Origin of the sequence: Marinobacter alexandrii (genome assembly GCF_005871205.1) — a bacterium.
Taxonomy (GTDB): Bacteria; Pseudomonadota; Gammaproteobacteria; order Pseudomonadales; family Oleiphilaceae; genus Marinobacter; species Marinobacter alexandrii.
The window spans coordinates 801,129-826,279 of record NZ_SWKM01000011.1 but is presented as its reverse complement, the minus strand read 5'-3'; the positions used below and the strand labels follow the sequence as shown (position 1 = coordinate 826,279).

Annotated in this window: 23 protein-coding genes; 15 read left to right on the top strand and 8 right to left on the bottom strand. The window is 58.2% G+C overall.

Features of this window, described 5'->3' with window-relative positions; all coding sequences use genetic code 11:
* Window positions 1-174 precede the first annotated feature (174 nt).
* From FCS96_RS04105 to FCS96_RS04075, 7 genes are all read left to right on the top strand, one after another.
* Window positions 175-1,653 (top strand): alanine/glycine:cation symporter family protein, encoded by a 1,479-nt coding sequence (locus FCS96_RS04105; RefSeq protein WP_138438944.1) that lies wholly within the window; start codon window positions 175-177, stop codon window positions 1,651-1,653.
* A 1-nt stretch (window position 1,654) separates the two neighbouring features.
* Window positions 1,655-3,058, top strand: a complete 1,404-nt coding sequence (locus FCS96_RS04100) for an aspartate ammonia-lyase (protein ID WP_138438943.1) — start codon at window positions 1,655-1,657, stop codon at window positions 3,056-3,058.
* A complete protein-coding gene (locus FCS96_RS04095; protein WP_138438942.1) occupies window positions 3,055-4,101 on the top strand; it encodes an asparaginase in 1,047 nt (348 codons plus the stop codon). The genes FCS96_RS04100 and FCS96_RS04095 overlap by 4 nt, the downstream gene beginning before the upstream one ends.
* 76 nt (window positions 4,102-4,177) lie before the next feature.
* Window positions 4,178-4,957: a (Fe-S)-binding protein gene (locus FCS96_RS04090; RefSeq protein ID WP_138438941.1), complete on the top strand. Its 780-nt coding sequence runs from the start codon at window positions 4,178-4,180 to the stop codon at window positions 4,955-4,957.
* Window positions 4,954-6,393 (top strand): LutB/LldF family L-lactate oxidation iron-sulfur protein, encoded by a 1,440-nt coding sequence (locus FCS96_RS04085; RefSeq protein ID WP_138438940.1) that lies wholly within the window; start codon window positions 4,954-4,956, stop codon window positions 6,391-6,393. Before FCS96_RS04090 ends, FCS96_RS04085 begins: the two co-directional genes overlap by 4 nt.
* Window positions 6,390-7,049 (top strand): LutC/YkgG family protein, encoded by a 660-nt coding sequence (locus tag FCS96_RS04080; protein WP_138438939.1) that lies wholly within the window; start codon window positions 6,390-6,392, stop codon window positions 7,047-7,049. The genes FCS96_RS04085 and FCS96_RS04080 overlap by 4 nt, the downstream gene beginning before the upstream one ends.
* Window positions 7,046-8,008, top strand: a complete 963-nt coding sequence (locus tag FCS96_RS04075) for a DMT family transporter (protein WP_138438938.1) — start codon at window positions 7,046-7,048, stop codon at window positions 8,006-8,008. Before FCS96_RS04080 ends, FCS96_RS04075 begins: the two co-directional genes overlap by 4 nt.
* Before the next feature lie 6 nt (window positions 8,009-8,014).
* Here the strand turns inward: FCS96_RS04075 and gloA are convergent, their stop codons facing one another.
* Complete coding sequence (gene gloA, locus FCS96_RS04070; RefSeq protein WP_138438937.1) at window positions 8,015-8,560, bottom strand: lactoylglutathione lyase; 546 nt, start codon at window positions 8,558-8,560, stop codon at window positions 8,015-8,017.
* Between the two features lie 429 nt (window positions 8,561-8,989).
* Window positions 8,990-10,129 carry an alkane 1-monooxygenase gene (locus tag FCS96_RS04065; protein WP_138438936.1) on the bottom strand — a complete coding sequence of 380 codons (1,140 nt, stop codon included), beginning with the start codon at window positions 10,127-10,129 and terminating at the stop codon, window positions 8,990-8,992.
* Window positions 10,130-10,353: 224 nt separating this feature from the next.
* Between FCS96_RS04065 and FCS96_RS04060 the strand changes: the two genes are divergently transcribed.
* The 4 genes from FCS96_RS04060 (at window position 10,354) to FCS96_RS04045 (ending at window position 15,336) form a co-directional block, all read left to right on the top strand.
* Window positions 10,354-11,019, top strand: coding sequence for a GntR family transcriptional regulator (locus FCS96_RS04060; RefSeq protein ID WP_138438935.1), 666 nt, complete (start codon window positions 10,354-10,356; stop codon window positions 11,017-11,019).
* Window positions 11,016-12,074 carry a lysylphosphatidylglycerol synthase transmembrane domain-containing protein gene (locus FCS96_RS04055; protein WP_138438934.1) on the top strand — a complete coding sequence of 353 codons (1,059 nt, stop codon included), beginning with the start codon at window positions 11,016-11,018 and terminating at the stop codon, window positions 12,072-12,074. The genes FCS96_RS04060 and FCS96_RS04055 overlap by 4 nt, the downstream gene beginning before the upstream one ends.
* The gene (locus tag FCS96_RS04050; protein WP_138438933.1) at window positions 12,071-14,308 is read left to right on the top strand and encodes a glycosyltransferase; all 2,238 of its coding nucleotides are present in this window, start codon (window positions 12,071-12,073) and stop codon (window positions 14,306-14,308) included. The genes FCS96_RS04055 and FCS96_RS04050 overlap by 4 nt, the downstream gene beginning before the upstream one ends.
* A gap of 80 nt (window positions 14,309-14,388) precedes the next feature.
* A complete protein-coding gene (locus FCS96_RS04045) occupies window positions 14,389-15,336 on the top strand; it encodes a YbgA family protein (protein ID WP_138438932.1) in 948 nt (315 codons plus the stop codon).
* Window positions 15,337-15,346: 10 nt separating this feature from the next.
* On the opposite strand, the gene FCS96_RS04040 is transcribed toward FCS96_RS04045, so the two are convergent.
* The 3 genes from FCS96_RS04040 to FCS96_RS04030 form a co-directional block, all read right to left on the bottom strand.
* On the bottom strand, window positions 15,347-16,078 hold the full coding sequence (locus tag FCS96_RS04040) for a DUF481 domain-containing protein (RefSeq protein WP_138438931.1): 732 nt from the start codon (window positions 16,076-16,078) through the stop codon (window positions 15,347-15,349).
* Window positions 16,079-16,122: 44 nt separating this feature from the next.
* The gene (gene trhO / locus FCS96_RS04035) at window positions 16,123-17,133 is read right to left on the bottom strand and encodes an oxygen-dependent tRNA uridine(34) hydroxylase TrhO (RefSeq protein WP_138438930.1); all 1,011 of its coding nucleotides are present in this window, start codon (window positions 17,131-17,133) and stop codon (window positions 16,123-16,125) included.
* A 156-nt stretch (window positions 17,134-17,289) separates the two neighbouring features.
* Window positions 17,290-18,018, bottom strand: a complete 729-nt coding sequence (locus tag FCS96_RS04030; protein WP_138438929.1) for a DsbA family protein — start codon at window positions 18,016-18,018, stop codon at window positions 17,290-17,292.
* A gap of 142 nt (window positions 18,019-18,160) precedes the next feature.
* Between FCS96_RS04030 and FCS96_RS04025 the strand changes: the two genes are divergently transcribed.
* Window positions 18,161-19,126, top strand: coding sequence for an NAD(P)H-dependent flavin oxidoreductase (locus FCS96_RS04025; RefSeq protein ID WP_138438928.1), 966 nt, complete (start codon window positions 18,161-18,163; stop codon window positions 19,124-19,126).
* Between the two features lie 47 nt (window positions 19,127-19,173).
* Here FCS96_RS04025 and FCS96_RS04020 read toward each other — a convergent pair whose 3' ends face one another.
* The gene (locus tag FCS96_RS04020) at window positions 19,174-21,114 is read right to left on the bottom strand and encodes a methyl-accepting chemotaxis protein (RefSeq protein ID WP_138438927.1); all 1,941 of its coding nucleotides are present in this window, start codon (window positions 21,112-21,114) and stop codon (window positions 19,174-19,176) included.
* Between the two features lie 228 nt (window positions 21,115-21,342).
* Between FCS96_RS04020 and FCS96_RS04015 the strand changes: the two genes are divergently transcribed.
* Window positions 21,343-21,516: a DUF6435 family protein gene (locus FCS96_RS04015; protein WP_138438926.1), complete on the top strand. Its 174-nt coding sequence runs from the start codon at window positions 21,343-21,345 to the stop codon at window positions 21,514-21,516.
* Window positions 21,517-21,585: 69 nt separating this feature from the next.
* Window positions 21,586-22,374 carry a substrate-binding periplasmic protein gene (locus FCS96_RS04010; protein ID WP_138438925.1) on the top strand — a complete coding sequence of 263 codons (789 nt, stop codon included), beginning with the start codon at window positions 21,586-21,588 and terminating at the stop codon, window positions 22,372-22,374.
* Here FCS96_RS04010 and FCS96_RS04005 read toward each other — a convergent pair.
* Window positions 22,359-22,718 (bottom strand): chaperone modulator CbpM, encoded by a 360-nt coding sequence (locus tag FCS96_RS04005; protein ID WP_138438924.1) that lies wholly within the window; start codon window positions 22,716-22,718, stop codon window positions 22,359-22,361. The two genes, FCS96_RS04010 and FCS96_RS04005, sit on opposite strands and share 16 nt — an antisense overlap.
* A gap of 15 nt (window positions 22,719-22,733) precedes the next feature.
* Window positions 22,734-23,711: a DnaJ C-terminal domain-containing protein gene (locus FCS96_RS04000; RefSeq protein ID WP_138438923.1), complete on the bottom strand. Its 978-nt coding sequence runs from the start codon at window positions 23,709-23,711 to the stop codon at window positions 22,734-22,736.
* 230 nt (window positions 23,712-23,941) lie between these two features.
* On the opposite strand from FCS96_RS04000, the gene FCS96_RS03995 reads away from it, so the two are divergent.
* Complete coding sequence (locus FCS96_RS03995) at window positions 23,942-25,150, top strand: MFS transporter (RefSeq protein ID WP_138438922.1); 1,209 nt, start codon at window positions 23,942-23,944, stop codon at window positions 25,148-25,150.
* Window position 25,151: the final 1 nt, after the last annotated feature.

Below are 25,151 nucleotides of genomic sequence, written 5' to 3'. Positions count from 1 at the left end.
TGTCTTGCCCATTGTGTTGTCGGGAAGCCTGGTGCGCCAAGTTGCGATAGCGCGATCTGACGCTCAACCTGCAACACTTCGCGCCACATCAGCAACGATGGGCAAATTCTAGCAAGGGTGCCCTGTTGGTTAAATAAGGACTTCGCACAAAAACAATCATTACCGGAGTTGCTTATGTTGGAGATTCTGAACGATTTATTGTGGGGCAAGATTCTGATTGCCCTGCTGCTCACTGTCGGCATCGGATTTACCGTCGCCTCCCGTTTCGTCCAGTTCCGCTATTTTGGGCGCATGTTTCGGATCCTGAGTGCCAGCCAAGCGTTCCAAAAAGACAAACACGGCCATCTCAGCTCCTTCCAGGCGCTCTTGCTCTCCGTAGCCGGTCGCGTCGGTGGTGGCAATATCGCAGGGGTAGCAGTTGCGATTACTCTTGGCGGCCCCGGTGCCGTGTTCTGGATGTGGATAGTTGGTCTGATGGGCATGGCGACCAGTTTCCTCGAATGCTCTCTTGCTCAAACCTACAAAGTGGCTGAACCCGACGGCACCTATCGAGGCGGTCCTGCCCACTACATTGCCCGCGGTCTTGGTGCCCACTGGAAATGGATGGCCGGCCTGTATTCGGTCCTGTTGCTGCTGACCTTCGGTTTCGGATTTACCGCCCTGCAATCCTATGCGGTTGCAACCTCTGTCGACGATGCGTTTGGCATTCCCGTGTTCTACACCGGTATCGCACTGGCGATGGTTGTTGGCTTGATCATCTTCGGCGGTGTTCGCCGTATTGCACGAGTCGCGGAATTCCTGGTCCCGATCATGGCAGGCAGCTATCTGCTGATCACAGCAATCGTTCTTATCCTGAATGTTGAGCATATTCCCGATGCCTTTATGCTCATCGTCAACAGCGCCTTCGGTCTCGAACCCCTGGTGGGTGGTGGCATTGGTGCAGCCATTATGATGGGCGTCAAACGCGGACTGTTTTCCAACGAAGCCGGTCTGGGCAGTGCCCCCAACGTGGCCGCGGTCGCCTATGTTCCCCATCCTGCGAATCAGGGCGTGGTCCAGGCGTTCTCCGTGTTCATCGACACCTTGATCATCTGCTCGTCGACCGCCTTTATCATTCTGTTGAGCGGCATCTACGACCCAACCGTTGTCAGCGATATCGGCGGCGTTGCCTTGACGCAATCCGCACTGGCGGATCACGTCGGGGACTGGGGACGCAGCTTTGTGAGCGTTGCCCTGATGCTCTTTGGGTTCAGCACCATCCTTTACAACTATTACCTCGGCGAGAACAGCATCAATTTCTTCTCCACCGAGAACCAGAACTTCTTCAACACCTTCCGGGTGGCCATCATCGGGTTAGTCTGCTGGGGCGCAACCACCGACCTGGGCACGGTATTCGGGTTTGCGGACGTCACCATGGGCTTACTGGCGCTCGTCAACCTAATTGCGCTGATTGCCCTATTCAAGCCAGGTCTCCGCATCCTCAAGGATTTTGACGATCAGATTGCCCAGGGTATCGAGCAGCCGGTTTTCGACGCCAAGCGCTTTCAGGATATGAACATCGACGCCGGAGCCTGGGAAATTGAGCCTGAGGATATCGAACGTATCCGGGCCCGCAGCCGCGGGGAAGATCAACCCGCAATCGAGCGGTCCTGACATGAACACTCGCGTTGAACACGACCTTCTCGGAGATCTCGCTGTACCCGCTGAGGCCTGGTACGGCGTCCAGACTCAGCGAGCCCTGGACAACTTCTCCATCACCGGGGTTCCCATCAGCCACTTCCCGGATTTTGTCCGGGCGTTGGTTATGGTGAAAAAGGCGGCGGCGATGGCCAACCGAGATCTCGGAACACTCGCCCCACACAAAGCCGAGGCCATTGTCGCTGCGTGTGATGACATCATCGCCGGACAACTGCACGACCAGTTCGTGGTGGACCTGATCCAGGGCGGTGCCGGCACCTCCACCAACATGAACGCGAACGAAGTCATCGCCAATCTGGCCTTGGAAAAACTCGGGCACGGTAAAGGCGAGTATCACCATCTTCATCCGAACGACGACGTCAATCGGTCCCAGTCCACCAATGACGCCTATCCAACTGCGGTATGCCTCGCCATCCAGTTTGCGGCGGCGCCCCTGGAACAGGCCATCATCCAGCTCAAGGAGGGGCTCGAGAAAAAAGGCCGGCAATTCGCGGACGTGGTTAAAATGGGACGCACCCAACTGCAGGACGCGGTCCCCATGACGCTGGGTCAGGAGTTCGAGGCTTTCGCGGTGAATCTTGGAGAGGATATTGATCGACTGCACGAAGCCAGCCACCTGCTCTGCGAAGTAAATCTTGGTGGTACGGCTATCGGCACCGGCATCAATACCCACCCTCGCTATCAAGCTCTGTCGGTCCGGTATCTGGCGGAGGTTTCCGGGAAACCGCTTGTCTCTGCAAGCAACCTGGTTGAAGCGTCATCCGACATGGGCGCCTTTGTCCTGTTTTCCGGCATTCTGAAGCGCTTTGCGGTGAAACTGGGCAAGATGTGCAACGATCTTCGCCTGCTCTCCTCCGGCCCCCGAACGGGCCTGGGCGAAATCCTGCTGCCGCCCATGCAACCCGGCTCCTCGATCATGCCTGGCAAGGTCAATCCGGTGATCCCTGAAGCCGTCAATCAGACCGCGTATCAAGTCATTGCCAGCGACCTGGCGGTCACTCTTGCGGCGGAGGCCGGACAGCTGCAGCTCAATGCCATGGAACCGCTGATCGTCTACAACTTGCTTAACTCCATGAAGATGTTAGGTGCTGCCTGTACCATGCTCGACGAACGCTGCATCAGAGATATCCGCGCCAACATCGAGCAATGCGCCCGGCACCTGGATAACAGCATCGGCATCATCACCGCTCTCGTACCCAGGATCGGCTACACCAACGCCACTCGGATCGCAGCCCTGGCGTTGAACTCCGGCGCCACCGTACGGGAACTGGTGCTGGACGAGGGCCTGTTGGACGCTAACGAATTGGACCGCCTGCTCAGCCCTCGAGCCATGCTGTCACCGACTGGAGACGAGCGATGAGTCGCCGGGTACTGGTGGTATACACCGGCGGGACCATCGGCATGGTCTCCTCGAACGGCACCTATGTGCCAGCCGCCGATTTCGGCACACGGCTGGCCCGACACCTGTCCGAAAGAACCGCCGAGCTGCCGCCGTTTGACGTGATCGAACTGAACCAACTCATCGACAGCGCCAATCTGACGCCGTCGAATTGGACGACGATGGCCCGAGTTCTCGTCGATCATTGGGACCGCTACGATGGTTTTGTCGTGCTTCACGGCACAGACACCATGTCCTACACCGCGGCGGCATTGTCTTACATGCTGAGGGGATGCGACAAACCCGTGATTCTGACTGGGTCCCAGATCCCGCTAGAGCGTTCGCGCACCGACGCTCTGGACAACGTAATCGCCTCACTGTGTTTGGCGTCTGTTCCGGGCATTTCGGAGGTTTGCCTGTACTTCTGCGGCAAACTACTCCGGGGCACGCGGGCAAGAAAGCTTAAAACCAGCGAACTGGATGCTTTCGATTCCCCCAATGCACCCGTGCTGGGTCACGTAGGCATCGATCTGGAGCTACGCCATGACCTGTTGCTTCCGCCGTCCCGGCCTGATTTTCAGGTGCCCACGTTCAACCCACGGTCTGTCGTCGCTCTCGCGCTGTTTCCCGGCATGCCGGCCGCCCTTCTGGAGTCGGCCCTGGCGTTGCCCGAACTGAAGGGGCTGATCATCCATACTTACGGCGCAGGTAATGCGCCTGACGGAGACCCGGCCCTGATCGGGGCTTTGGCTCAAGGAATCAGGCGGGGCATTGCCGTGCTGAATGTCAGTCAGTGCCAGCACGGCCTCGTGGCTCAAAAAGCCTACGCCTCTGGCGCGGCACTGGACCGAATCGGAGTCATTCCTGGTTCAGACCTGACGCCTGAAGCTGCGTTCGCGAAATGCCATTTCCTGCTCGCCACCGGTCACTCGGGCAAGTCTCTGAGCGAGGCACTACCACACCCCCTGAGTGGCGACTGCACCGTGCTTTGGCAGGGAACAGATGACAGAACGCCGTGCCCCTAAAGTCGTCTGGCAACGCCGGCCCCGTGTACCTATCATTGAAGGGATAACAACAATGGCGCGTTAGAGTGGCGGCACGATGGCGGATCCCATTAAGCTTTACCCCCCAAAACCCTCCAAGGTTTATTTCTTCGGCACCTGCCTGGTAGACATGTTCTACCCGGACGCGGGCATGGCGGGCATTCAGCTCCTCGAACGCGAAGGCATTGAGGTGATTTTCCCGCAGGATCAGACCTGTTGCGGGCAACCGGCCTTTACCTCGGGCTATCACGACGAAGCCCGCGCTGTCGCCAAGGCCCAGTTGGGGCTATTTCCCGAAGATTATCCCATCGTGGTGCCCTCAGGTTCCTGCGGTGGCATGATGCGCAAGCACTACCCGGGTCTGTTCAAAGACACCGAAGATGAGATTCTGGCCGCCGAAGTGGCTGGTCGGGTCTGGGAGCTCACCGATTTCCTGCTGAATGTCTGCCACATCAAACTGACGGATAAAGGCGAGCCCACCACCGTCGCCATGCACACGTCCTGTTCTGCACGGCGGGAGATGGGCGTGGCCGAAGTGGGCCCGAAACTGCTGGGCCAGCTGGATAACGTCAATCTGGTGGAGCAGGTTCGGGCGGAAGAATGCTGCGGCTTTGGCGGCACCTTTGCCATCCGGCACCCGGAGATTTCCGGTGCCATGGTCAGCGAGAAGGTAGACGCCCTGGTGGACACCGGCGCCAGGGATTTTGTCACCACTGATTGCGGCTGCCTGATGAACATTCACGGTTACGCCGAGAAAAACCGCAAGGCGATGTCTGGCCAGCACATTCTCAGTTTCCTGTGGAACCGTACCGGCGGCGGCAAGGGAGAGCAGTCATGAGCGAGACCGCCCAACACTCACCTCATCACATTGATGTAAAAGAATTCCACCCAAGGGCCCATGAAGCGCTGCACAACCCGCAGATTCGCCATAACTTCCGCAAGGCGATGGACGGGCTGATGACCAAGCGCAAAAGCGCCTTTGAAGGCTGGGATCTGGAAAGCCTGCGGGATCTCGGTGCCAATGTGCGCCTGCGCGCCCTTGCCAACCTGCCCGACCTGCTTGAGCAGTTGGAGAAGAAGCTGACCGAAAACGGCATCAAGGTGCACTGGGCGGTGGACGGCGACGAAGCCTGCCGCATCGTGCGCGACATCTGCAAGGCGCGCGATGCCAAGACCGTGATCAAGGGCAAGTCCATGGTGTCCGAGGAGATGGAGCTAAACAAGTACCTCGAGGAACACGGTATCGAGGCTTTGGAATCCGACCTGGGCGAGTACATTGTGCAGCTGGCTGGGGAAACACCCTCGCACATCATCATGCCGGCGATCCACAAGAACACCGGCGAGATCTCCCAACTTCTGCATGACAAAACCGGCACCGATCTGTCCAACGATGTCGAATACCTGACTGCCGAAGCCCGCCTGCAGCTTCGCGAGAAGTTCATGAATGCGGATGTGGGTGTGTCCGGAGTGAACTTTGCTGTGGCCGAAACCGGCACATTGTGTCTGGTGGAAAACGAAGGCAATGGCCGCATGACCACCACCGTGCCGAAGTGTCACATTGCGGTTACGGGCATCGAAAAAGTGGTGCCGAATCTTGAAGACGTCACTGCCCTTTTGGCCCTGCTGACTCGTTCTGCAACCGGACAGCACATCACCACCTACTTCAACATGATTTCCGGGCCCCGCAAGGCAGAGGAATTGGACGGCCCGGACGAAGTGCACGTGGTGTTGGTGGATAACGGCCGGTCATCAATCTATCAGGACGACGAACTGCTCGACACTCTGCGCTGTATCCGCTGCGGTGCCTGCATGAACCACTGCCCGGTGTATACCCGCGTTGGCGGCCACACCTACGGCACCACCTACCCGGGCCCGATCGGCAAGATTCTGATGCCGCACCTGATTGGCCTGGACGAAGGCCGGCATCTGCCCAGTGCGTCCAGCCTGTGCGGCGCCTGCGGCGAGGTCTGTCCGGTGAAGATTCCCATCCCGGATCTGCTGGTGCGTCTGCGTCAGGAATCGGTGGATGGCGACAAGCTGCACCCGGCTAAAGTTCGTGGCCATGGGGCCAAACGAAATGCCCTGGAAGCGATGATCTGGAAAGGCTGGAGCTGGATGCACGCGCGCCCGGGCGCCTACCGGTTTGGCACCAACATGGCGGCGCGCTTGCGCAAACTGCAGCCCGGCCAGATGGGCGGCTGGACCCAGTTCCGGACCTCACCCAAGCTGGCACCGAAAACGTTTCACGAAACGTTAAAGGAGCGCGGCCAGTGAGTTCTCGCGAAGCCATACTGCAGCGCCTGCGCAACCGGGCCGGTGGCGAGCTCACCGCCCCTGAGTGTGATTTTTCCGTACTGAAGCGACCAGACTGGTCGACATCCGAACGGATTGCCCTGTTCGAGCGAATGATCGAATCGGTGCACGGTGAAGTTCACCACTGCACCGAGGACAGCTGGGTAGACCGCCTGGCGGAAATACTCGGCAGCCGTTGCGCCCGCAATCTTCTGATACCCAAGGAACACGAAATTGGCGTAAAACTTCGTTCCTCCACTCTGGAGCGGGAAGATTTACCCCACCTGCTGATTTACGATGAGGCCATTGAAAGCTGGAAGTCGGTACTGTTCAACGACGTAGACGCCAGCATCACCTCCACCCGGGGCGGCATTGCTGAAACTGGCTCGCTGATCATGTGGCCAAACACCGACGAACCCAGGCTGATGAGCCTGGTGCCGCCCATTCACGTGGCGGTACTTTTTGCCAGCGAGCTGTACACCACGTTCCACGAGGCCATGCAGGCCCAGAACTGGAAAGCTGGCATGCCCACCAATGCCCTGTTAGTCTCCGGACCATCGAAAACGGCGGACATTGAGCAAACCCTTGCCTACGGTGTCCACGGTCCTAAGGAACTGATTGTGTTGATTATTGAATGATTCGAGGCGCCCTGCTGATCGCCCTGGCCGCCCTGCTCTGGGCGACCACGGGCATTGTCGCGAAATTCCTGTTCACCGGTACCGAGCTGGAAGCCATCACCCTGGGCTTTCTGCGCCTGGTGGTGGCCCTGCCTTTTTTCTGGCTGCTGATGCGCCGGGAACAGCGGCAACTGGAACGTGCTAATCCTGGCGCCCGAGTACCCGGCAGCTCCCTACGCCATTTGGGCAAGAAAGCGCTGATCCCACTGGCTGCACTTGGCCTGTTCCAGGCGTTCTACCAGGGCAGCTATTTACTGGCCGTTGACCTAACCGGCGCCGGCATCGCCACCCTGATTGCCCTGTGCCTGCCGCCGGTGTTCGTTGCCTTGCTGGCCGCTCCGCTGCTGGGAGAAAAACCTGGCCTGCTCACTGTGCTGTCCCTGGTCGCCGCCATCTTCGGCACCGCCATGTTGGTGCTGAGCGACATGGACACTGCCGGCACCCTGCGCCTGGCCGGCATTCTGATCGCCCTGCTCGCCGCCCTGGTCTACACCGGCTTTACCCTGACCAGCCGCTACAGCTCGGCGGGCACACCGGTGTTCACCACCGCCTTTATCTGCTTTTTCACGGCGGCTGCAATCCTGTTCCCGGTGGTGTGGCTGTCCGGCAGCTTTGAAGGCCTGGACACCCTGGCGTTTCATCAGTGGTTAATGGTGGTGTACGTGGGCGTGGTACCCACCTGCATCGGCTACGTGAGTTTCTTCTCAGGCATGCAAACTACCCCGGCAACACTGTCCAGCATCATCGTGACGTTGGAACCGTTATTCGTGGCGTTGTTGGCGTGGGTGTTTCTAGGCGAGATTCTCGGCCCCATCGGCATTGCCGGGGCGTTTATTCTGACGGCAGCGGTGATTGTGGCTTCCCGCTACGGAGGGAAAGCCGGCACCGACACCAGAGATAGTGCCGATACCGCAAACTGACGGGTATCAGCTCTTGTTTTGCTTCTGCATCATGTTCGGCTGCAGGATTTCAATCCAGTAGCCGTCCGGGTCTTTGATAAAGGCCAGCCCCTTCATTTTGCCGTCGTCCGGCTTCTTCACAAACTCTACGCCGAGGTGTTCGAACCGCTCACAGGCGGAGTACACGTCTGGCACCGCGATACCAATGTGGCCAAAGCCCTGGGGCTGATCGTTGCCATTGTGGTAAGCAAAATCGTTATCGTCCTCGGTACCCCAGTTATGGGTCAGCTCAAGCATGGCTTCGCGGCCGAAGGTAAAGGTGGTGCGATACGCATCGTCGGTCGGCACCTGATGGGCCTGGCGGTCATCCAGATAACCCAGAAAATAGAGCGTGAATTTCATCTCCGGAAAATCCAGCTTGCGAACCAGGCGCATACCCATCACTCGAGTGTAGAAATCCATGGAGCGCTCGGGGTCTTTGATGCGCATCATGGTCTGGTTAAAGACGTAACCTTCGGTTTCCGGTACCGGATATTCGTATAGGCCGGCGGCCTGTTCGAAATGCTTGGGCATGTTATTTCCCTTCGTTATTCGCAGGATTCAAACAATATACCTGCGTGCGTTTCAAAGGGATTTCAAGGGTGGTCTAAATCTGGGGTTGGTCTGGCTGAGGGTTGGGCTTACTTGGGGGGCTGGCAGGGGTATGGGGGTAGTTTCTTCCGGGAAACCGGAACTCGCTGCGCTCAGACACCCGGTTTTCCCTGCAGAAACTACCCCCACACCCCCGCTGACATAACTCCATTGTTGGCCTAAAGAAAACACTTTTTTATTTCTTCTCTGTTTTTTTGAGCATCTGTTGGCTCAGTCCGTGGGCGGGGGCCGGGGGTGTTTTTCGGAAGAAAATCGCTGTCTGAGCGCAGCGAGTTTGCGATTCTTCTGGAGAAAAATACCCCCGGTCGCCGCCCCGCCCCCGAATCAAACGAATCAAACGAATCAAACGAATCAAGAAGCCAACTGATGCTCCTCCCCCTGATAATAAGCCTCAACACGAGGATTCATGACGCGCTTCCACAAAGGCGGGATGGTGGCCAGGACGATCATGGCCGCATATCCAGCAGGCAACTGCGGGGCGATGTCGTGGTGGCGCAGTACCTGATAGCGGCGTTTGGCGTAGGCGTGGTGGTCGCTGTGGCGCTGGAGGTGGAACAGGAACACGTTGGTGAGGAAGTAATTGCTGTTCCAGCTATGCTCCGGCCCGGTGCGCTCGTAGCGACCGTTATCGAGTTTGCGGCGGTGCAGGCCGTAGTGTTCCAGGTAGTTGACGATTTCCAGCAAGGTGAAGGCGATGAAGCTCTGGACCAGGAAGAAGGCGGCGCCGAGCCAGCCGAAGGCGACAGTGAAGCCGACGAATACCAGGGCACTGATGCTGTACCACCAGATCAACTCGTTGCGCCAGCTGAAGGCTTTCTCGCCTTTGCGCTCCAGGCGCTGGGCTTCCAGTTTCCAGGCGTTCACGAAATTGCGCAGATAGGCCTGGGGAAGGAAGCTGTACAGGGACTGGTTGTAGCGGGACGAAGAGGCATCTCCCGGCGTGGACACATGCACATGGTGGCCGCGCAGGTGCTCTACCTTGAAGCCGGCGTAGCAGACCAGTGACAGCAGGAAGCCGCCAGCCCGGGTTTCCAGCTTGCCGTCCTTGTGGATCAGCTCGTGGGCGACGTTAATGCCGAGGCCACCGACAATGCCGATGGAAATCACCCAGCCGATGCCGCCGATGGTACTGAATTGGCCAGAGGCCAGCTCCAGCATGCTCCACACCAACAGAACCGCATAGCCGGCCACCCATCCGAGCGTGATCACCCGGTAGAAGGCTTCGCTGTTCATCTTCGGCACGTCTACTTCTTCATCGGGGTTCAGGGCGTCTTTGCCCAAGAGCAGGTCCAGCACGGGAATGATCCCGAATACCACCACCGGCACGCCCCAGGCAAACAGATTTTCCAGGCTGACGGCCTGCCCGGCCGCCAGCAGCAGCGGCGGCAGCGCCAGCGGTAGCATGGCGATCAGGTAGCTGTACTTCTTCAGGGTTAGCAAAATTCTTCGGCGCGTGGCCTCTCGGTTGATCGACAGGTGGCTGGTATTCATTGGGCTCTCTCCTTCGACTGCGTTCGTGGCGGCTGGTCATCCGCCTCTTATTTTCTGCATTATTGTCCTACAATATAGCAGTCGTCAATAATTTTTAGTCCATTTTTGATCATGCCCACGAAAGGCGTGCCGGATCAGAGGCTTGTGGCTTTTGCTGCAGGAGGCTGTGATAGACTCACGCTCACCGATGCCCGTTATTGAACGCACCTTGCTAGAGAGCCTTTATGGATTTTCAGGCGCCCAACACCCTGGCCGAGCAGATTGCCAATTTCATGGCCGAACGGATCATGACCGGGCAAATCCGACCGGGCGAGCGCATCCAGGAGGCCAAGCTGGCCGGTGAGCTGAACGTCAGCCGGGCCTCGGTCAAGGAAGCCCTGTATACCTTGGAACGCTGGCACCTGGTGGACATCACGCCCCGTAAAGGCGCCGCAGCAACGCAATTGGATGCGGAACACGCTTCGGAGCTGTACGACGTTTACATGCACCTGCTGATGATGCTGGTGGCAAGGTTGTGCGAACGCTGGCAGGAGAAACATCGGGAGCCCATGCTGGCCGCCGTGGCCCACGTGGTGGAGTTGGCCAAACAGCCGTCCGCCAACATCACCGCCGTCGTGGAGGCAAGTTTTGGCGTGATGGATGCCTGTTGCGAGGTGGTCGGCAATCCCTACCTCACCGAGGCGCTGTCCAACTTCAAACCGGCGGTGAGCCGGGCGTATTATTTAAGTGCCGACCGATACCGTCAGGGTCTGAAACACACCGGCCAGTTCTTTACCCAACTGCCAGCCGCCGTGCTCTCTCGGGATAGCCACGCAGCCCAGGCCCTGATTCGTGAGTTTGCCGAACATCAGCAGGCGCTGATCCAGCAGGCGCTGACGGGCAAACCATGACCGACCCTTCCGAAAGCGATTACTCGAAACAGACGTCCTGGCGACGACTCGCAGTCTTCAGCGTGATCTTTATTGCCATGACCGCAGCCGGGCTGTATGCGGTGTACGACCAATTCGCCGAACGCAGTCTGACTTTTGACCCACGGCTGATTGCGCCCACCACCCTGCTGATGGTCGGGCTCCTGCTGCTGGTTTACTTCCTCTCCGACGGCCTGCGGCTGTACTTCACCCTGCGGGCGTTGGGGCATCGGCTGCCGCTCAAGGTGATGTTCCGGCTGGTGTTCATTAACCTGTTCTTCTCCAACGTGACCCCCATGGCCACCGGCGGCGGCTTTGCCCAGATCTGGTACCTGCACCGGCATGGCGTGCCCATGGGCCGGGCTACTGCAGCTACGACCATTCGCACGGTGCTGGCTGTGGTGTTCATATTCACGCTCACGCCCATCTTCCTGCTGACGCTCCGGGCCCTGAAAGACCACACGATCACCGGCTCCATTGGAGTTGCACTGGCGATCTTTATCTTTCTTTACCTCGCCTTCTTCGCGGTGCTGCTGTTCCGCACTCACTGGCTGATCGCGCCCCTGACCCAGATCCTGGTGGCACTGCACCGCTTCCACCTGATCAGCGACGCCCGGCACCGGCGCTGGCAGTTCAAGGCGCGCCGGGAGATGCTCCGGTTCTCCGACAGCTTTGGCGATTACATGAAAGGGCAGCCGGTGTATGTGTGCCTGTCGATCCTGTTCACCGCGCTGTTCCTGCTCAGCCTGTTCAGCTTCCCCGCTTTGCTGATGTACTGCTTGGGTTATACCGTTGATTACATGGTCTCTTTGGGGTTGCTGGTCGTAACCACATTTGTCATGTATTTTTCCCCCACACCCGGGGCTTCAGGCATTTCTGAAGGTATATTTGGAAGCTTCTTTCGGGATATTCTGTCGGGCAATCACCTGGTGCTGGTGACCGTCAGCTGGCGCCTGCTGACTATTTACCTGGGCATGATCATCGGATTGATTGTGTTGCAGAGGGAACTCATTAAAGACCGCAGGAAACTGGAATGATCCTCCGAAACCCTCTAAAACTTCTGTTCTACCTGTGCTTGCTGATCGTTATTTTCCTGGTCGGCTACAAGGTCTACCTCAATCTGTTCATGAAGGACTTTAAGGGCCTGCACACGGAACAGGTGGAGCGCATTCAACGCAACATCGATCCCGAGTCACCGATCAGTTTCGCGGTGTTGGGCAACATCAACAACTCCATCGGGATCTTTGAGGAGCGGATTGTTCCCGAACTGAATGCCTCCGGCATCGATTTCATGGTGTCTGCGGGTAACGCGGTCAGTGGCGGTGGCGAGGACAAGTATCGCGCGCTCTACGGCAGCCTGGGGCATCTGGATATCCCCTACCTGCTGACTTTCGGAGCGCACGAGTACGAAGACTTTGGCAGTTTCCGGTTCTACGATCATTTCGGTCCCCACTTTTTCAGCATCCTGGCGGGCAACAGCCGGTTGATATTCCTGGACAGCACCGGCAAGACCCCGTGGCAATGGCAGATCCGCTGGCTCAATGACCTGCTGGCCAAGGACAGCTCCAAGGCCCGGATTCTGTTCATTGGCCACCCACCGATGGAACCGGAGGCGGACGCGCCCTTCGATCAACGCAGTGACTACCTGCAGCCTCGTGAATTTCGCAGCGCCCTGATGCGGGAGATCAAGCGCCACGGCATTGATCTGGTGTTCTCGGCCAATTTGTCGCTCTATTCCGAGGCCGTAAGCGATGACACCACCTTCATCACCACCGGCGGCGCCGGCGGCCTGGTGCTGAACAACGAAACCAGCTTTTACCACTTCGTGAAGGTAAACGTGGATGCGGACGGCAACGCCAGCCATTCCCTGGAACGGCTGCAGGTGGGCCAGCATCCCGTCCTGAAGCAGTTGGAAAGCTTCTGGTTTTTCATCTACTCGCTGATCTACTCCGGCTACCTGAATTTCATTCTTCTGCTGGCTGTATTCGTAGCCATTACCATCAAGCTCTACACTGCCATCTTTATCGGCAAGGACTACTATCCCGACTATGATCTCGACCCCTCACCCTGGCTCCAGAAGTCATTGAGAGTGGCGATGTTTACCAACAACTACCTGCCGTTCATTGGCGGTGTTCCCATCTCCATTGAGCGCCTGCGCCGGGGCCTGGTTGAGCTGGGCGACAAGCTTCTGATTGTCGCCCCCCGGTACAAGGACCAGCCGGAAAACGAGGACCAGGTGGTGCGCGTGCCCTCGCTGCTGGCCATGGGCGAAAAACGGGAGTTTCGCCTGGCCAATATTTTCCTGGCTCGCATCCGCAAGACCGTGAAAGCCTTCCGGCCGGACATTATTCATTTGCACCATCCGTTCTGGCTCGGCTCCCTGGGTTTGTTCCTGGCCCGCACATTGAAAGTGCCCGCCATTTACACCTACCACACCCGGCTGGAGCATTACGCCCATTTCGTGCCCCTGCCCGGCATGCTGTTCCGCAACCTGATCTCCCATGCCCTGATCAAGCGCTTCGCCAACAAGTGCGACGGTGTAATCGTGCCGACCTACTCCACGGAAGAATATCTGCGCATGATCGGCGTGAAGACCCCCACCTATGTTCAGCCCACGGGCATTGAGTACCAGCGGTTTCAAGAGGTGCGGAAGGAAGACATTCAGCAGTTGCGGGACAAACTGGGACTAAGCAACGAGAAGGTGTTCGTCAGCGTGTCCCGACTCTCGAACGAGAAAAACATTGATTTCATGATTGAGGCCATCGATACCCTGCGAGCAAGCACCGATGTGCCGTTCCGGTTCCTGATGATTGGCGACGGCCACCAGCGCGACCGGCTGCAACAGAAAATCGACGATCTGGGCCTGCAGGAACACTTCACCCTGGTGGGTGCTGTGCCGCCCGATGAGATGGCAACGTGGTACCGACTGGGTGACGCCTTCCTGTTTGCTTCAAAATCAGAAACCCAGGGCATGGTAATCCTGGAAGCCATGGCAGCCGGGCTGCCGGTCGTGGCGGTTCGGTCCAGTGGCATAGAGGACGTGGTTCGGCACGGCCATAACGGCTTCAAGACACCGGAGAGGCAGGACAAATGGGTTCAGGCCGTTAAACAGTTGCTCGAAGACGATAGCTTGCGCGAGAAACTGGCAAAACAGGCACTGGAGTTTGCGGAAGAGTTTTCGGTGGAGCAGTTTGCCACTGACGTTCGCACCATCTATGCCAGTACCCTGGCGCTGGCCGACAAGAGGAAAAATCGACACTGGGATCGTTAAGCCTGTTCACTCTCTGGGGCTGATCGGTCTAGACTCAAATCACGTATTACAAAGACGCTTTTTTTACTCGGAGAGAATACGTGTCCCAGATTCCCGTTGGTATCAGCACCTGCCTGCTGGGCAAGGAAGTCCGCCATGATGGCGGCCACAAGCATTCCCGCTACTGCACCCAGGTTCTGTCCAAGCACTTCGAATTTCGCTCGATCTGTCCGGAGCTGGAAGCCGGACTGGGTGTGCCTCGCCCTGCCATCCACCTGCGGGAATATCCCGAAGGCATGCGCATCATTGAGACCAGGGGGCAAGCGGACCACACCGAGGCCATGGACGGGTTTATCGATGCGGTCATACCGACGCTCGCCAACCTGCGCGGCTACATCCTGATGGCAAAATCCCCCAGCTGTGGCATGGAAAGAATCAAGGTCCATAACGAGAACGGCCAGGTCACCCGCCGGGATGGCCGGGGCATGTTTGCCGAGGCGCTGCTGCAGGCCTACCCGCTGATGCCGGTGGAGGAAGAAGGTCGCCTGAATGACAACATGATCCGCGAGAACTTCATCGAACGCGTGTTCGCCTACGACGACTGGATGCAGAATGTCTCCGGGGACCAACTGACCGCAAAGTCTCTGATTAACTTTCACACCCGTCACAAGTTCCAGTTGCTGGCTCACTCCGAAAAAATCTACCGTGAGCTTGGCCCGATGCTGGGTGACCTGAAATCCGAACCACTGGAAGACATTGCCGACCGGTACATACACCTGTTCATGGAAGCCATGAACAAGAAGGTGAGTCGTGGCTCACATATGAACGCCATGCAGCATCTGATGGGCTACCTGAGAGACTCCATGGGCGATGAAGATCGGAAAGTCATGCTGGAGCAGATGGAAGCCTATCGCCGTGGCGAGGTGCCATTGGTAGTGCCGATGACACTGCTGCGCATGGCCCAGCGCCGGGAACCGGTGGATTACCTGAGCGCCCAGCACTACCTTACCCCCTATCCGGATGAGTTGGGGCTGCGCAACAACGTCTGATCCAACATGCTCAGAATGTGTAAAGCAGGGTGATCGCCGTTTCCGTGTCGGTCCGTTCCTTGCCCTCGGGCGGATCGGAAACGTGCTTCACCCGGAACGCGGTTTTCATAGACAGGTTGCCAACCACGTTCGCCTGCAAGGCGGTCTCCGACTCGCTGATGGTGTTGTTTTCCTCCAGACCTACTTCCGTGCTGAGTTTCTGTCGAAACAGCGCCCTGTCGGAAATCGCATAGTCGAGCTGAGTGGCGAAACGGGCGATGACGGAATCTTCCTTTTCATTGCCGTCGTCGTCAGGCTGGTCCAACCGGTTGTACCGGTAACCCATACCAGTAGACACACTCCAGAACGAGCGCTCGCCAGATTCCCAAAGCCGGTTACCGTAACCGGCGGTGATCGACGACTCGAAGGCGTAACCGGAAAAACGATCGTCTTCCCAGGAGCCGCGCAGAAACCAGTACTGGCGCTCGTCGAACTTGTAGTTGGTCTCGCCTTCGGCTTTATATTGCTCGGCCGTGGTTTCGTCCTCGGCCTCGGTGTGCCGGGCACTCAGCTCCGCCCCATTTCGCCAGCGCCTGGACTCCTGGGTAATCGCGAACCGGCTGTTAAAGTTGGTTTCCTCGGTGTTGCCAGACGTCATCAGCACGCCCAACTCGAACTCCGCCCCCACTTTGTCGTCGCCACTTGCCTGGGCCAGCGGCGCAGCCCCGATTAAGACAACCGCGACTGCTTTTCTGAGCTCCATAACCTCTCCCTATTAGCCGGCGGAGCTGCCCAGAATCGGATACCTCAGGTATTCAGGGTAGATTCACCGGCTAGACTTTTCTGGGCGTGTTGCTGGCGCTCGGCCTTTTTCCGGGCCTTGCGCTCGGCGATGATGCGCGCCGCCTCGCCACCCACGTGGGGTTCACCACGCTGTTCGGCCAGACGCATCTGACGCTCACGCTCGGCGAAACGGGCCTTCTGATCTTCCGTCAGTGTGTCGATGCACTGGTGACAGCTGACACCCTGCTCGAACTCCGGACGTTGCTTGTCTTCTTCGGTAATCGGTCGGCGACAAGCGTGGCACTGATCGTAATCACCACGCTCAAGCGAATGATTTACAGTCACCCGGTCGTCGAACACAAAACACTCGCCCTGCCACAGGCTCTGCTCTTGCGGAACCTCTTCCAGGTACTTCAGGATGCCACCTTTCAGGTGGTACACCTCATCAAAGCCCTGCTCTTTCAGGTACGCAGTGGATTTTTCACAGCGAATGCCGCCGGTGCAGAACATGGCAACCTTCTTGTGCCTTGCGGGATCCAGATTTTGCTTCACGTACTCCGGGAACTCCCGGAAGGTATCGGTGGCCGGATTAACGGCATTCTGGAAAGTGCCAATTTCCACTTCGTACTGGTTTCGGGTATCCACCAGCACCACATCCGGATCGGAAATCAGGCTATTCCACTCTTTGGGATCAACATAGGTGCCAACGGTGCGCTTCGGGTCGATACCCTCCACGCCCATGGTGACAATCTCTTTCTTGAGCTTCACCTTGGTGCGCTTGAACGGCTGAATGTCGACAAAGGATTCTTTGTAATCGATGCCGTCGAAACGCTCGTCGCTGGCCAGCCAGGCCTTGATGGTATCAACGCCTTCGCGGCTTCCGGCAATGGTGCCGTTAATACCTTCCCGTGCCAGCAACAGGGTGCCGTGCACGTCTTTTTCAAGCATCTGATCCAGCAGCGGCTGGCGAAGGGACTTGTAATCGTTCAGGACTGCGAACTTATAAAGGGCGCAGACAACAACATCATTGCTCATCAATATCTCCTGCGGGCCGGATCGTAAATCCGGAGCATGGGTTGGGTGATTTGCTCAACGGTGCAAACCAGAGAGGGCGCAAATTTTAACCAACTCTGACCTGCAATCAAGTGCGGGCTGACCGCAGCACCCATTTTAACGACCTCTATCATCCACTTATTGCGCCGCGCTGTTCAGCTCGCGCTCAACTACGGCCGACAGCTGGCCCCAACCGGGACGCGTCAGGCGGATGTTGTCCACGAGCACTGTCGGCGTGCTGCTGACCCGAAGCTGCATGGCCACGCGACGGCTCTGCTCAACGTCTTCACGGTGTAGTTCGGTGGTCATGCACCGACGGAAGCGACGCTCGTCCAGACCCAGGTCGCCGGCATATCGGCTGAAGGTTGCCACCGGATCGCCGGAGCTGCTCCACTCGGTCTGGGCATCGAACAGCTGATCGTGCATGTCCCAGTAACCGTTCTGATCGCCCGCACAGCGGGCCGCCATCGCCGCCGGCATGGCGTTCTGGTGCTGCTGCAGGGGCAGGTCAAAAAACACGAACCGCACCTTACCCGAGTCCACGTACTGCTGTTTCAGCTTCTGGCTGGCGTCCGAGAAACGGCCACAGGCAGGGCACTGGTAATCGGCAAACTCGCGCACCACCACCGGTGCGTCGTCCGGCCCCACGGAGACACCGAATTGGTCCAGCTCAGCCGGAAACGGATCGGCGTTAGCGCCGGCTACCGGCAGCTCGTTGGACGTAGGCTCCGGCTGTGCAGTGAGAAAGAACACTCCCAATACAACAGCCGCCAGGATCAGCAAGGCCACCCCGATATACAGGGGCTTATTGCTTGTTTTATGGGGCGCTGGCGCGCCGGTTTCCTTTCGACGTTTGGCTTCACCCATTGCGGGCTCCTTCTTGTTCGTTACGTATTGTGAGAAAGAAATTCCCAGAATATCGATCGTTGGCTACCGTTTTCACGGCCACCGAGGCAAGCTAAGATCCTTTATAACTTAAAAAAGTTCCAACAAAAATTAAGGAAAACTCATGGCCTTACCTGCATCCCTTGCCAACCAGCTCTCTCTGCCGCTGGTGGCGGCGCCCATGTTTCTGATCTCTGGCCCCGAGCTGGCGCTGGCCTGCTGCAAAGAAGGCGTGGTCGGCAGTTTCCCGGCCCTGAATCAGCGCACCAGTGAAGGTTTCGAAAGCTGGCTGGAGCAGATGAACAGTGAGCTCGACAGTTTCCGCCAGCAAAACCCGTCGGCACAGGTAGCCCCGTATGCCGTCAACCTGATTGTGCATCGCACCAACCCACGCTGGCAGGCAGACCTGGAATTGTGCGTGAAGCACCAGGTGCCCATCGTGATCACTTCCCTGGGGGCCGCCAGCCAGGTGGTGGATGCGGTCCACAGTTACGGTGGGCTGGTGTTCCACGATGTTACCAACCAACACCATGCCCGCAAGGCGGCCGAGGCCGGCGTCGACGGCATTATTGCGGTGGCCGCCGGGGCCGGTGGCCATGCCGGAACCATCAACCCGTTTGTGCTGGTGCATGAAATTCGCGAGGTGTTCGAGGGCATCATTCTGTTAGCCGGCGGCCTGTCTCACGGTGAGGATCTGCTGGCGGCGCAAGCCATGGGTGCCGATCTGGCGTACCTGGGCACCCGATTCATCAATACTGACGAGTCCCGGGCCGAGGAGGCGTACCGCAACATGATCATTGAGGCGGTGTCCGCTGACATCATCCACACCCCGGTGGTCTCGGGCATTCCCGCCAACTTTATGCGCCAGAGCCTGGAAGCCGCCGGTTACCCGATGGATAAACTGAACCAGGCCGGTGAGATCGATTATGGCGAAAAGCTGAAACCGGTGAGCGACGAAGCCAAGGCCTGGAAAACAGTGTGGTCTGCCGGCCAGGGCGTGAGCCAGATTCACGATGTGGTCAGTGTGCAAACCCTGGTTAATCGCCTGGAAGCGGAATATGCCAAAGCCCATTTGCGACTGAGCCAATAACAGAAACGGGCACCCGAAGGTGCCCGATCTTATTCACCCTGCCCGAGTTAAACCCGGAACTGGGAAGCCTTGGCCTGAAGCGCCGCCAGCAACTCACCAATCTTCTGACTGGCGTTGTCGGACCGGTGGATGGCCTCCACGGTTGTCTCGGACGACCGGGCAATGTCGTCGACACTGACACTGACCTTGCCTGCGTGACGCCCTTCCTGCTCAGCAACCGAGGAGATAGTCAGTGCCCGCTCCTGCAGGCTGCCCAGCAGCTGATTGATCTCTTCAAAGTGCTCGTCGGCCTTACGGAACTCGGTTGAGGAATCGGCCACCTGTCCCGATACCTGATCAATCACCGACACTGCGTCGTTGCTGCCACGTTGCAGGCGCGCGATGATGCCCTCGATTTCCGTAGTGGACTCCTGGGTCCGGCTGGCCAGCGTTCTCACCTCGTCCGCCACCACCGCAAATCCGCGGCCGGATTCCCCGGCCCGTGCCGCTTCAATCGCGGCATTCAGCGCCAGCAGGTTGGTCTGTTCGGCAATTGCGCCAATCACCGACAGTACCGAGGTAATCTCCGTGCTCTGATTGTTCAGAGCGTTCACGGCTTCAACGGCCTTTTCAACCTGTCGCACCACGGCATCCAGGCGCTCACGCACATCCCGGGATATGCTGGCGGTCGCCTCGCTCTCTGCACCAATGGTCTGCACTGAGCCGGCCACTTCCTGGATGCTGTCCGCCACTTCCGAAATACTCTGGGACATGGCGGCCATGGTTTCGGACACCTCTGCCACTTCCCGCTGCTGATGATTCACTGCAGCAACCGCGTCCTGGCTGATCTCCCCCTGCTCCCGAGCCTGGCCGGCCGCAGATTCAGCGGAGGCTTTCACATCGGACACCAATTCCTGAATCCGGGCGATGAACTGGTTCATACCGCGCGCCATTTCAGTCAGCTCGTCCTTACCTTTGAGCGTGACCCGGCGGGTCAGATCGGCCTCGCCATCGGCGATACTCCAGATTGCCGCACTCAGCCGTAGTACCCGAGGCAAGAGCCCACCACCGAGCACGGCAGCAACCAGGATGATCAGCACGACAATAGAGCCGATGGACAAAATCGAAAGGTTAGCCGCCAGGCTGGAAGCCTCATCGTTCAGGGACTCTACGGTACTCTGGATCCGCGCCTGGGTATCAGCGCCCATGGCGGCCAACTGTTGTTGCAACCGCTGGTTTACCAGTTCCGTCTCGGCTTCCAGGGTCTGGCGGGAGGCGTCGATACTGCCGTTGATGGTGGCGCTGAATTCCTGTTCCAGCTGCGCCAGATCCTGGTTGATCCCTTCAAGGGACAAACCCAGCTTCAGTTGGCCGATGGCCGAGCCCTGCGGCTTGATGTCGGCAGTGATGATCACCACGTTGGGGTCACGGCTTGCCGCATCCAGGACCTTATTTGCCGCACCACGACCTTCGCCCTGCTCCATAAGCGTGCGTACGCGGTCGTCAGTGCGATCCACATAACGGGTCATACGCTTGCCGTACTGATCGTAGTAAATGGCAAACAACACCGACTCCCGCGCGTCTGCCAGCTCAACCAGGTCGGTCAGGCGGGGAATGTCACGGTCCCATATTAACGGCGCGGCAACCGCCGCCAACACATTGGCCAGGCCCTGGGCCTCAGCCATGACCGCCGTACGAACGTTGTCTGAAACCCGCTGCTGTTGCTCGGTTTGCTGTTGGGTCAGGGCACTGGCCAGTTCATCAATGCTCTTCTCCCGCATGGTCTGCAGACGACCGCGCACGTCTTCACGGGTTTCCCCGAAGGAGTCGCTAACCTGATTACTGCTGGCCTCGAGCGCTGAACCTGCAGTCTCTACCAGGCGCTCGACCTGGTTCGAAATCAACCACTGACTGACCAGTACCTGCACCAACCCTGCGATGATCAGGATCAAAAATACCGGTCTCAATAGCCGGCTTGTGACCAGCTGCTTGAAAAAACCTGAGGTCATAATGACTCCGTCGACGTCCGTTGCTGTAGCATCCCTCATTCTCTTCTTGTGCGTCCCATGCGATGCATAACGGCTAGTTGTAGCAAAACGTGAACCAAGACGGAGGCTTTTTAATGTAGGCTTTTGTTGCAGGTAACAACAGTGAGCACGTCGACGCTCGTGCACGCGAGTGAACTTTTGATCAGGCGGGCCGTACTCCTTCAAACATGCACTGAGAGGAACCCCATCATGCTGGGATTTTTGAAAGGCGATCCGAAAAAGAAACTCCAGAAAGCCTATGAAGACAAACTGGGAAAAGCCCTACACGCGCAACGCAATGGCGACTTGCGCACCCACGGCACGCTGATGGAAGAGGCTGAGAAAATTTACGCCGAGATCGAAAAGCTGCCGGCCAAAAAGTAAGTCCAGATGCCTTCCCACGAAAATCTGACGCTATACTGACGGCCTGGGATGTAGTCAAAGGCATACAAGATGACACGAACAACTTGGAAGTTCGTAAAGTACTTTTTGGCGCCGGGGCTTCTGGCGCTGGTTCTGAGTGCGACCGGCTCTGCCGACCAAACCCGAGCCACCTACCGTTTCTGCGAGGACCCCTGGCCTCCTTACACAATAGGCGAGATCGGCAGGCAACCTGAATCAGGTATCGCCGTGGAACTGTTCGAAGAACTCGAACATCGGCTGGGGATGGCCTTTGAACTCCGATTGCTGCCCTGGAAACGCTGCCTGCTCTGGGCAAAGCAGGGACAGTACGACGGCGTTATGCTGCTCACCCACAACGACGACCGAGCCACGTATCTTCACTTCCTGACTCCAGTCCATCGCGATGCCAACCTCGTCTGGGCTAGGAGCGACCGCAGCTTTGATCGGGAATTTCGCTCGTTCAAGGACTTTCAGGGACTCAAGATTGGTGTCACAGACGGTTTCACGTATGGCGAGGCATTCAATCAGGCGGTCGTAGAGCACAATCTGACCCTCGACTCGGCCCCATCAATTCTCAGTAATATGCTGCGCCTGTCCCTCGGCCGTATCGATATCTTCCTGGTGAATGGAGTTGCCGGAGAATCAGCGCTGGAAAATCGACCAGATCTCCGGAATGCACTGACGGTTTACCGGGGGCCCTTCGAATCTGTTCCGTTTTTCATTGGTCTGTCCAAGGCATCTCCGATTACGGCGTATCTGCCTTTGTTCAACGAAGTGCTCACCGACATGACAGAGGACGGAACCATTGAGCGCATATTTGGGACTCAGTCACCGCCCTGATCCCGGGAGAGATGACGCAGCTGCTGTCGCAGTCGGGCAATATCCCGCCGCATGGACTCCACTTCGTCCAGGAGATCCAGCGACATGGCCAGCCCGGGCAGGTTCAGCTTCAGATCCCGCTGTAGTCTTATGGCTTTGTGCAGTCGCATCAGAGCGGCCAGATCGAATTCCCAGGTCTGTTCGGCGTCAGACGCTGCGGGCTCGATCGGCTCAATGATGCCGTAGCTCACCATCTTCAGGACCATCTCGGCGTGGCACTCACCCCGCTCACACATTTCCCGGAGCGAGAAGGTCACTCCTGAATCGGCCACATCAACGGTAAGCACTGAATCTTTCCTGGCCATGCCGCCTCTCCCTGGTTACAGGTGCATTTTGCTGCGTGGGTTGAACTGCCTTTCCGCTTCGGCCAGCTTCTGGTACAGCTGCTCAGCGTCCTTGCTGTGCTGCTCCGGCATCACGATCTGCAGGACCACAATCTGATCACCCGGATGCTTACCCGGAAGTCCCTTGCCCTTGAGCCTCAGCTTGCGACCACTGGATGAGTTTTTGGGAACTTTCACACTGACCTTGGAGCCGACGGTTGGCACCGTGATACTGGCCCCAAGTGCCGCTTCCCATGGAGCAACGGGGACAGTGACCAGGATATCCCGGCCCTCTACGGTAAAGGTTGGGTGCGGGGCCAACTCTATTTCCAGCAGCAGATCGCCGGCCTCGCCACCGCCAAAGCCCGGTGAGCCCTGACCTTTCAGCCGCAGGTGCTGACCATCTCGCATTCCGGCGGGGATTTTCACATTCAGGGTCTTCTGGCGGGGCCTGAAACGTCCCTGCTGATCGGCCTCGTGTACGGTGAACGACACCTTCTTCTCGCACCCGTGGAAGACCTCTTCCAGAAACAGCGCGAGCCGGGCGTGCACATCTTCGCCCCGCATTTGCTGACGATAACCGCCGCCTGCGCCACCGAAGCCGCGACCTGAAAAGGCATCACCATGGCCACCGCCCCCGAAGATTTCCTCAAAGAAGTCACTGAAGCCCCTGGCGTCGGCCTCGGTGTAGCCACCGCTACCAAACCCTGAGGCACTCTGCCAGCCTGGAGGTGGCTCAAACGATCCGTCAGCCCGGGCACCGTACTTGCGCAGCTGATCGTACTCGGCCCGTTTTTCCGGATCTTTCAGCACTTCGTAGGCTTCGCCCACATCCTTGAATTTTTCGTCGGCTTTTGTCTCTTTGCTGACATCCGGATGATATTTCCTGGCCAGTTTCCGGTAGGCCTTTTTAATCTCCTCGGGGGAGGCAGACTCACTCACACCGAGCGCGGCGTAATAGTCCTTGAAGTCCATGTTGTTCCCCAAATACGATCAACAATCGATTATAAGTTATCTCTCTACTCCTGATATCTCTCAACCCCTGATACCTATAGTTGTCGCTGATTCCAGAAATACAAGCAGGAGCTCTGTGCTACTTGCGGTAGGTCAATCGGGGCATCACTGTGGTAGCCCTTATGGCAGGTTCGCCCTTTTGGGGCGACAATAACCGGCTTCGCCCGATTTACCTATGACAGGGAGTTCTTTTGACTAGCGCATCGTTGACCCGGCTTCAGGTTTTGCTGATCGAATTTGCCCTGGCCCTTGGCGGCTTTGCGATTGGCACCGGCGAGTTTGCCATCATGGGCCTGATGCCCAACGTGTCCCAGGATCTGGGCGTGACAGAACCCCAGGTAGGCCATCTCATCAGCACCTATGCACTGGGCGTGGTGGTCGGTGCACCAGTGCTGGCGATCATCGGTGCCCGCTTTTTCCGGCGACAGCTGCTGATCTGGCTGATGGCCTTCTACGCAGTAGGCAACCTGGCCACCGCCATGGCCGACGATTACACCGGGGTGATGATCGCCCGGTTTGTCGCTGGCCTGCCCCACGGGGCCTATTTTGGTATTGCATCCCTGGTGGCGGCCTCACTAGTTCCTGTCCATCAGCGGGCCAAGGCAGTGGCGAGGGTGATGATGGGCCTGACCCTGGCACTGCTGCTGGGCAACCCTTTAGCTGCGTGGTTGGGGCAATCGCTGGACTGGCGCTACGTGTACGCTTTCGTCGGGCTGATTGCGGTGGTCACCCTCACCATGGTGATATCGGTGCTCCCCCCGGATCCGGACGAGAAACGCCAGGGCTCATTTAGCGAGATCCGTTCGTTCAATAAGACCGGAATCTGGTTCGCACTGGCCATCGGCGCCATCGGCTTTTCCGGCATGTTCGCGGTGTTGAGCTACCTTGCGCCGACGCTGCTTGAGGTCACCGAGGTCGCTCCATACTGGATTCCGATTGGCCTCGCCGTGTTTGGCCTGGGCGGCTTCATTGGCAATCTGCTAGGGGGATGGCTGTTCGACCGTATGGGGTTCCGTGCGGTGGGTATGATTCTGCTGCTGAGCGCCTGTATTTTGCTGGTATTTCCTTCCACCACCGGTTCATTGCCCGTGCTGATGGCTGCCTGCTTCCTGGTGGCGATGATGGGCGCTTTGGGGCCTGCGCTGCAGACACACCTGATGGATGTTGCACACGGGGCGCAGACTCTGGCTGCAGCTTCACACCACGCGGCGTTCAATGTGGCCAATGCCCTGGGGCCCTGGCTGGCCGGGATCGCGATCACCGCAGGGTATGGCTGGTCATCCACAGGCTACGTCGGGGCAACCACTGCAGTCATCGGCCTGGTTATCTTCCTGGCGGCCTGGCGGCACAACGAAAAAGGCCTCCGCGATGCGGAGGCCTATCAAGCGTCGGTTTCTTGAG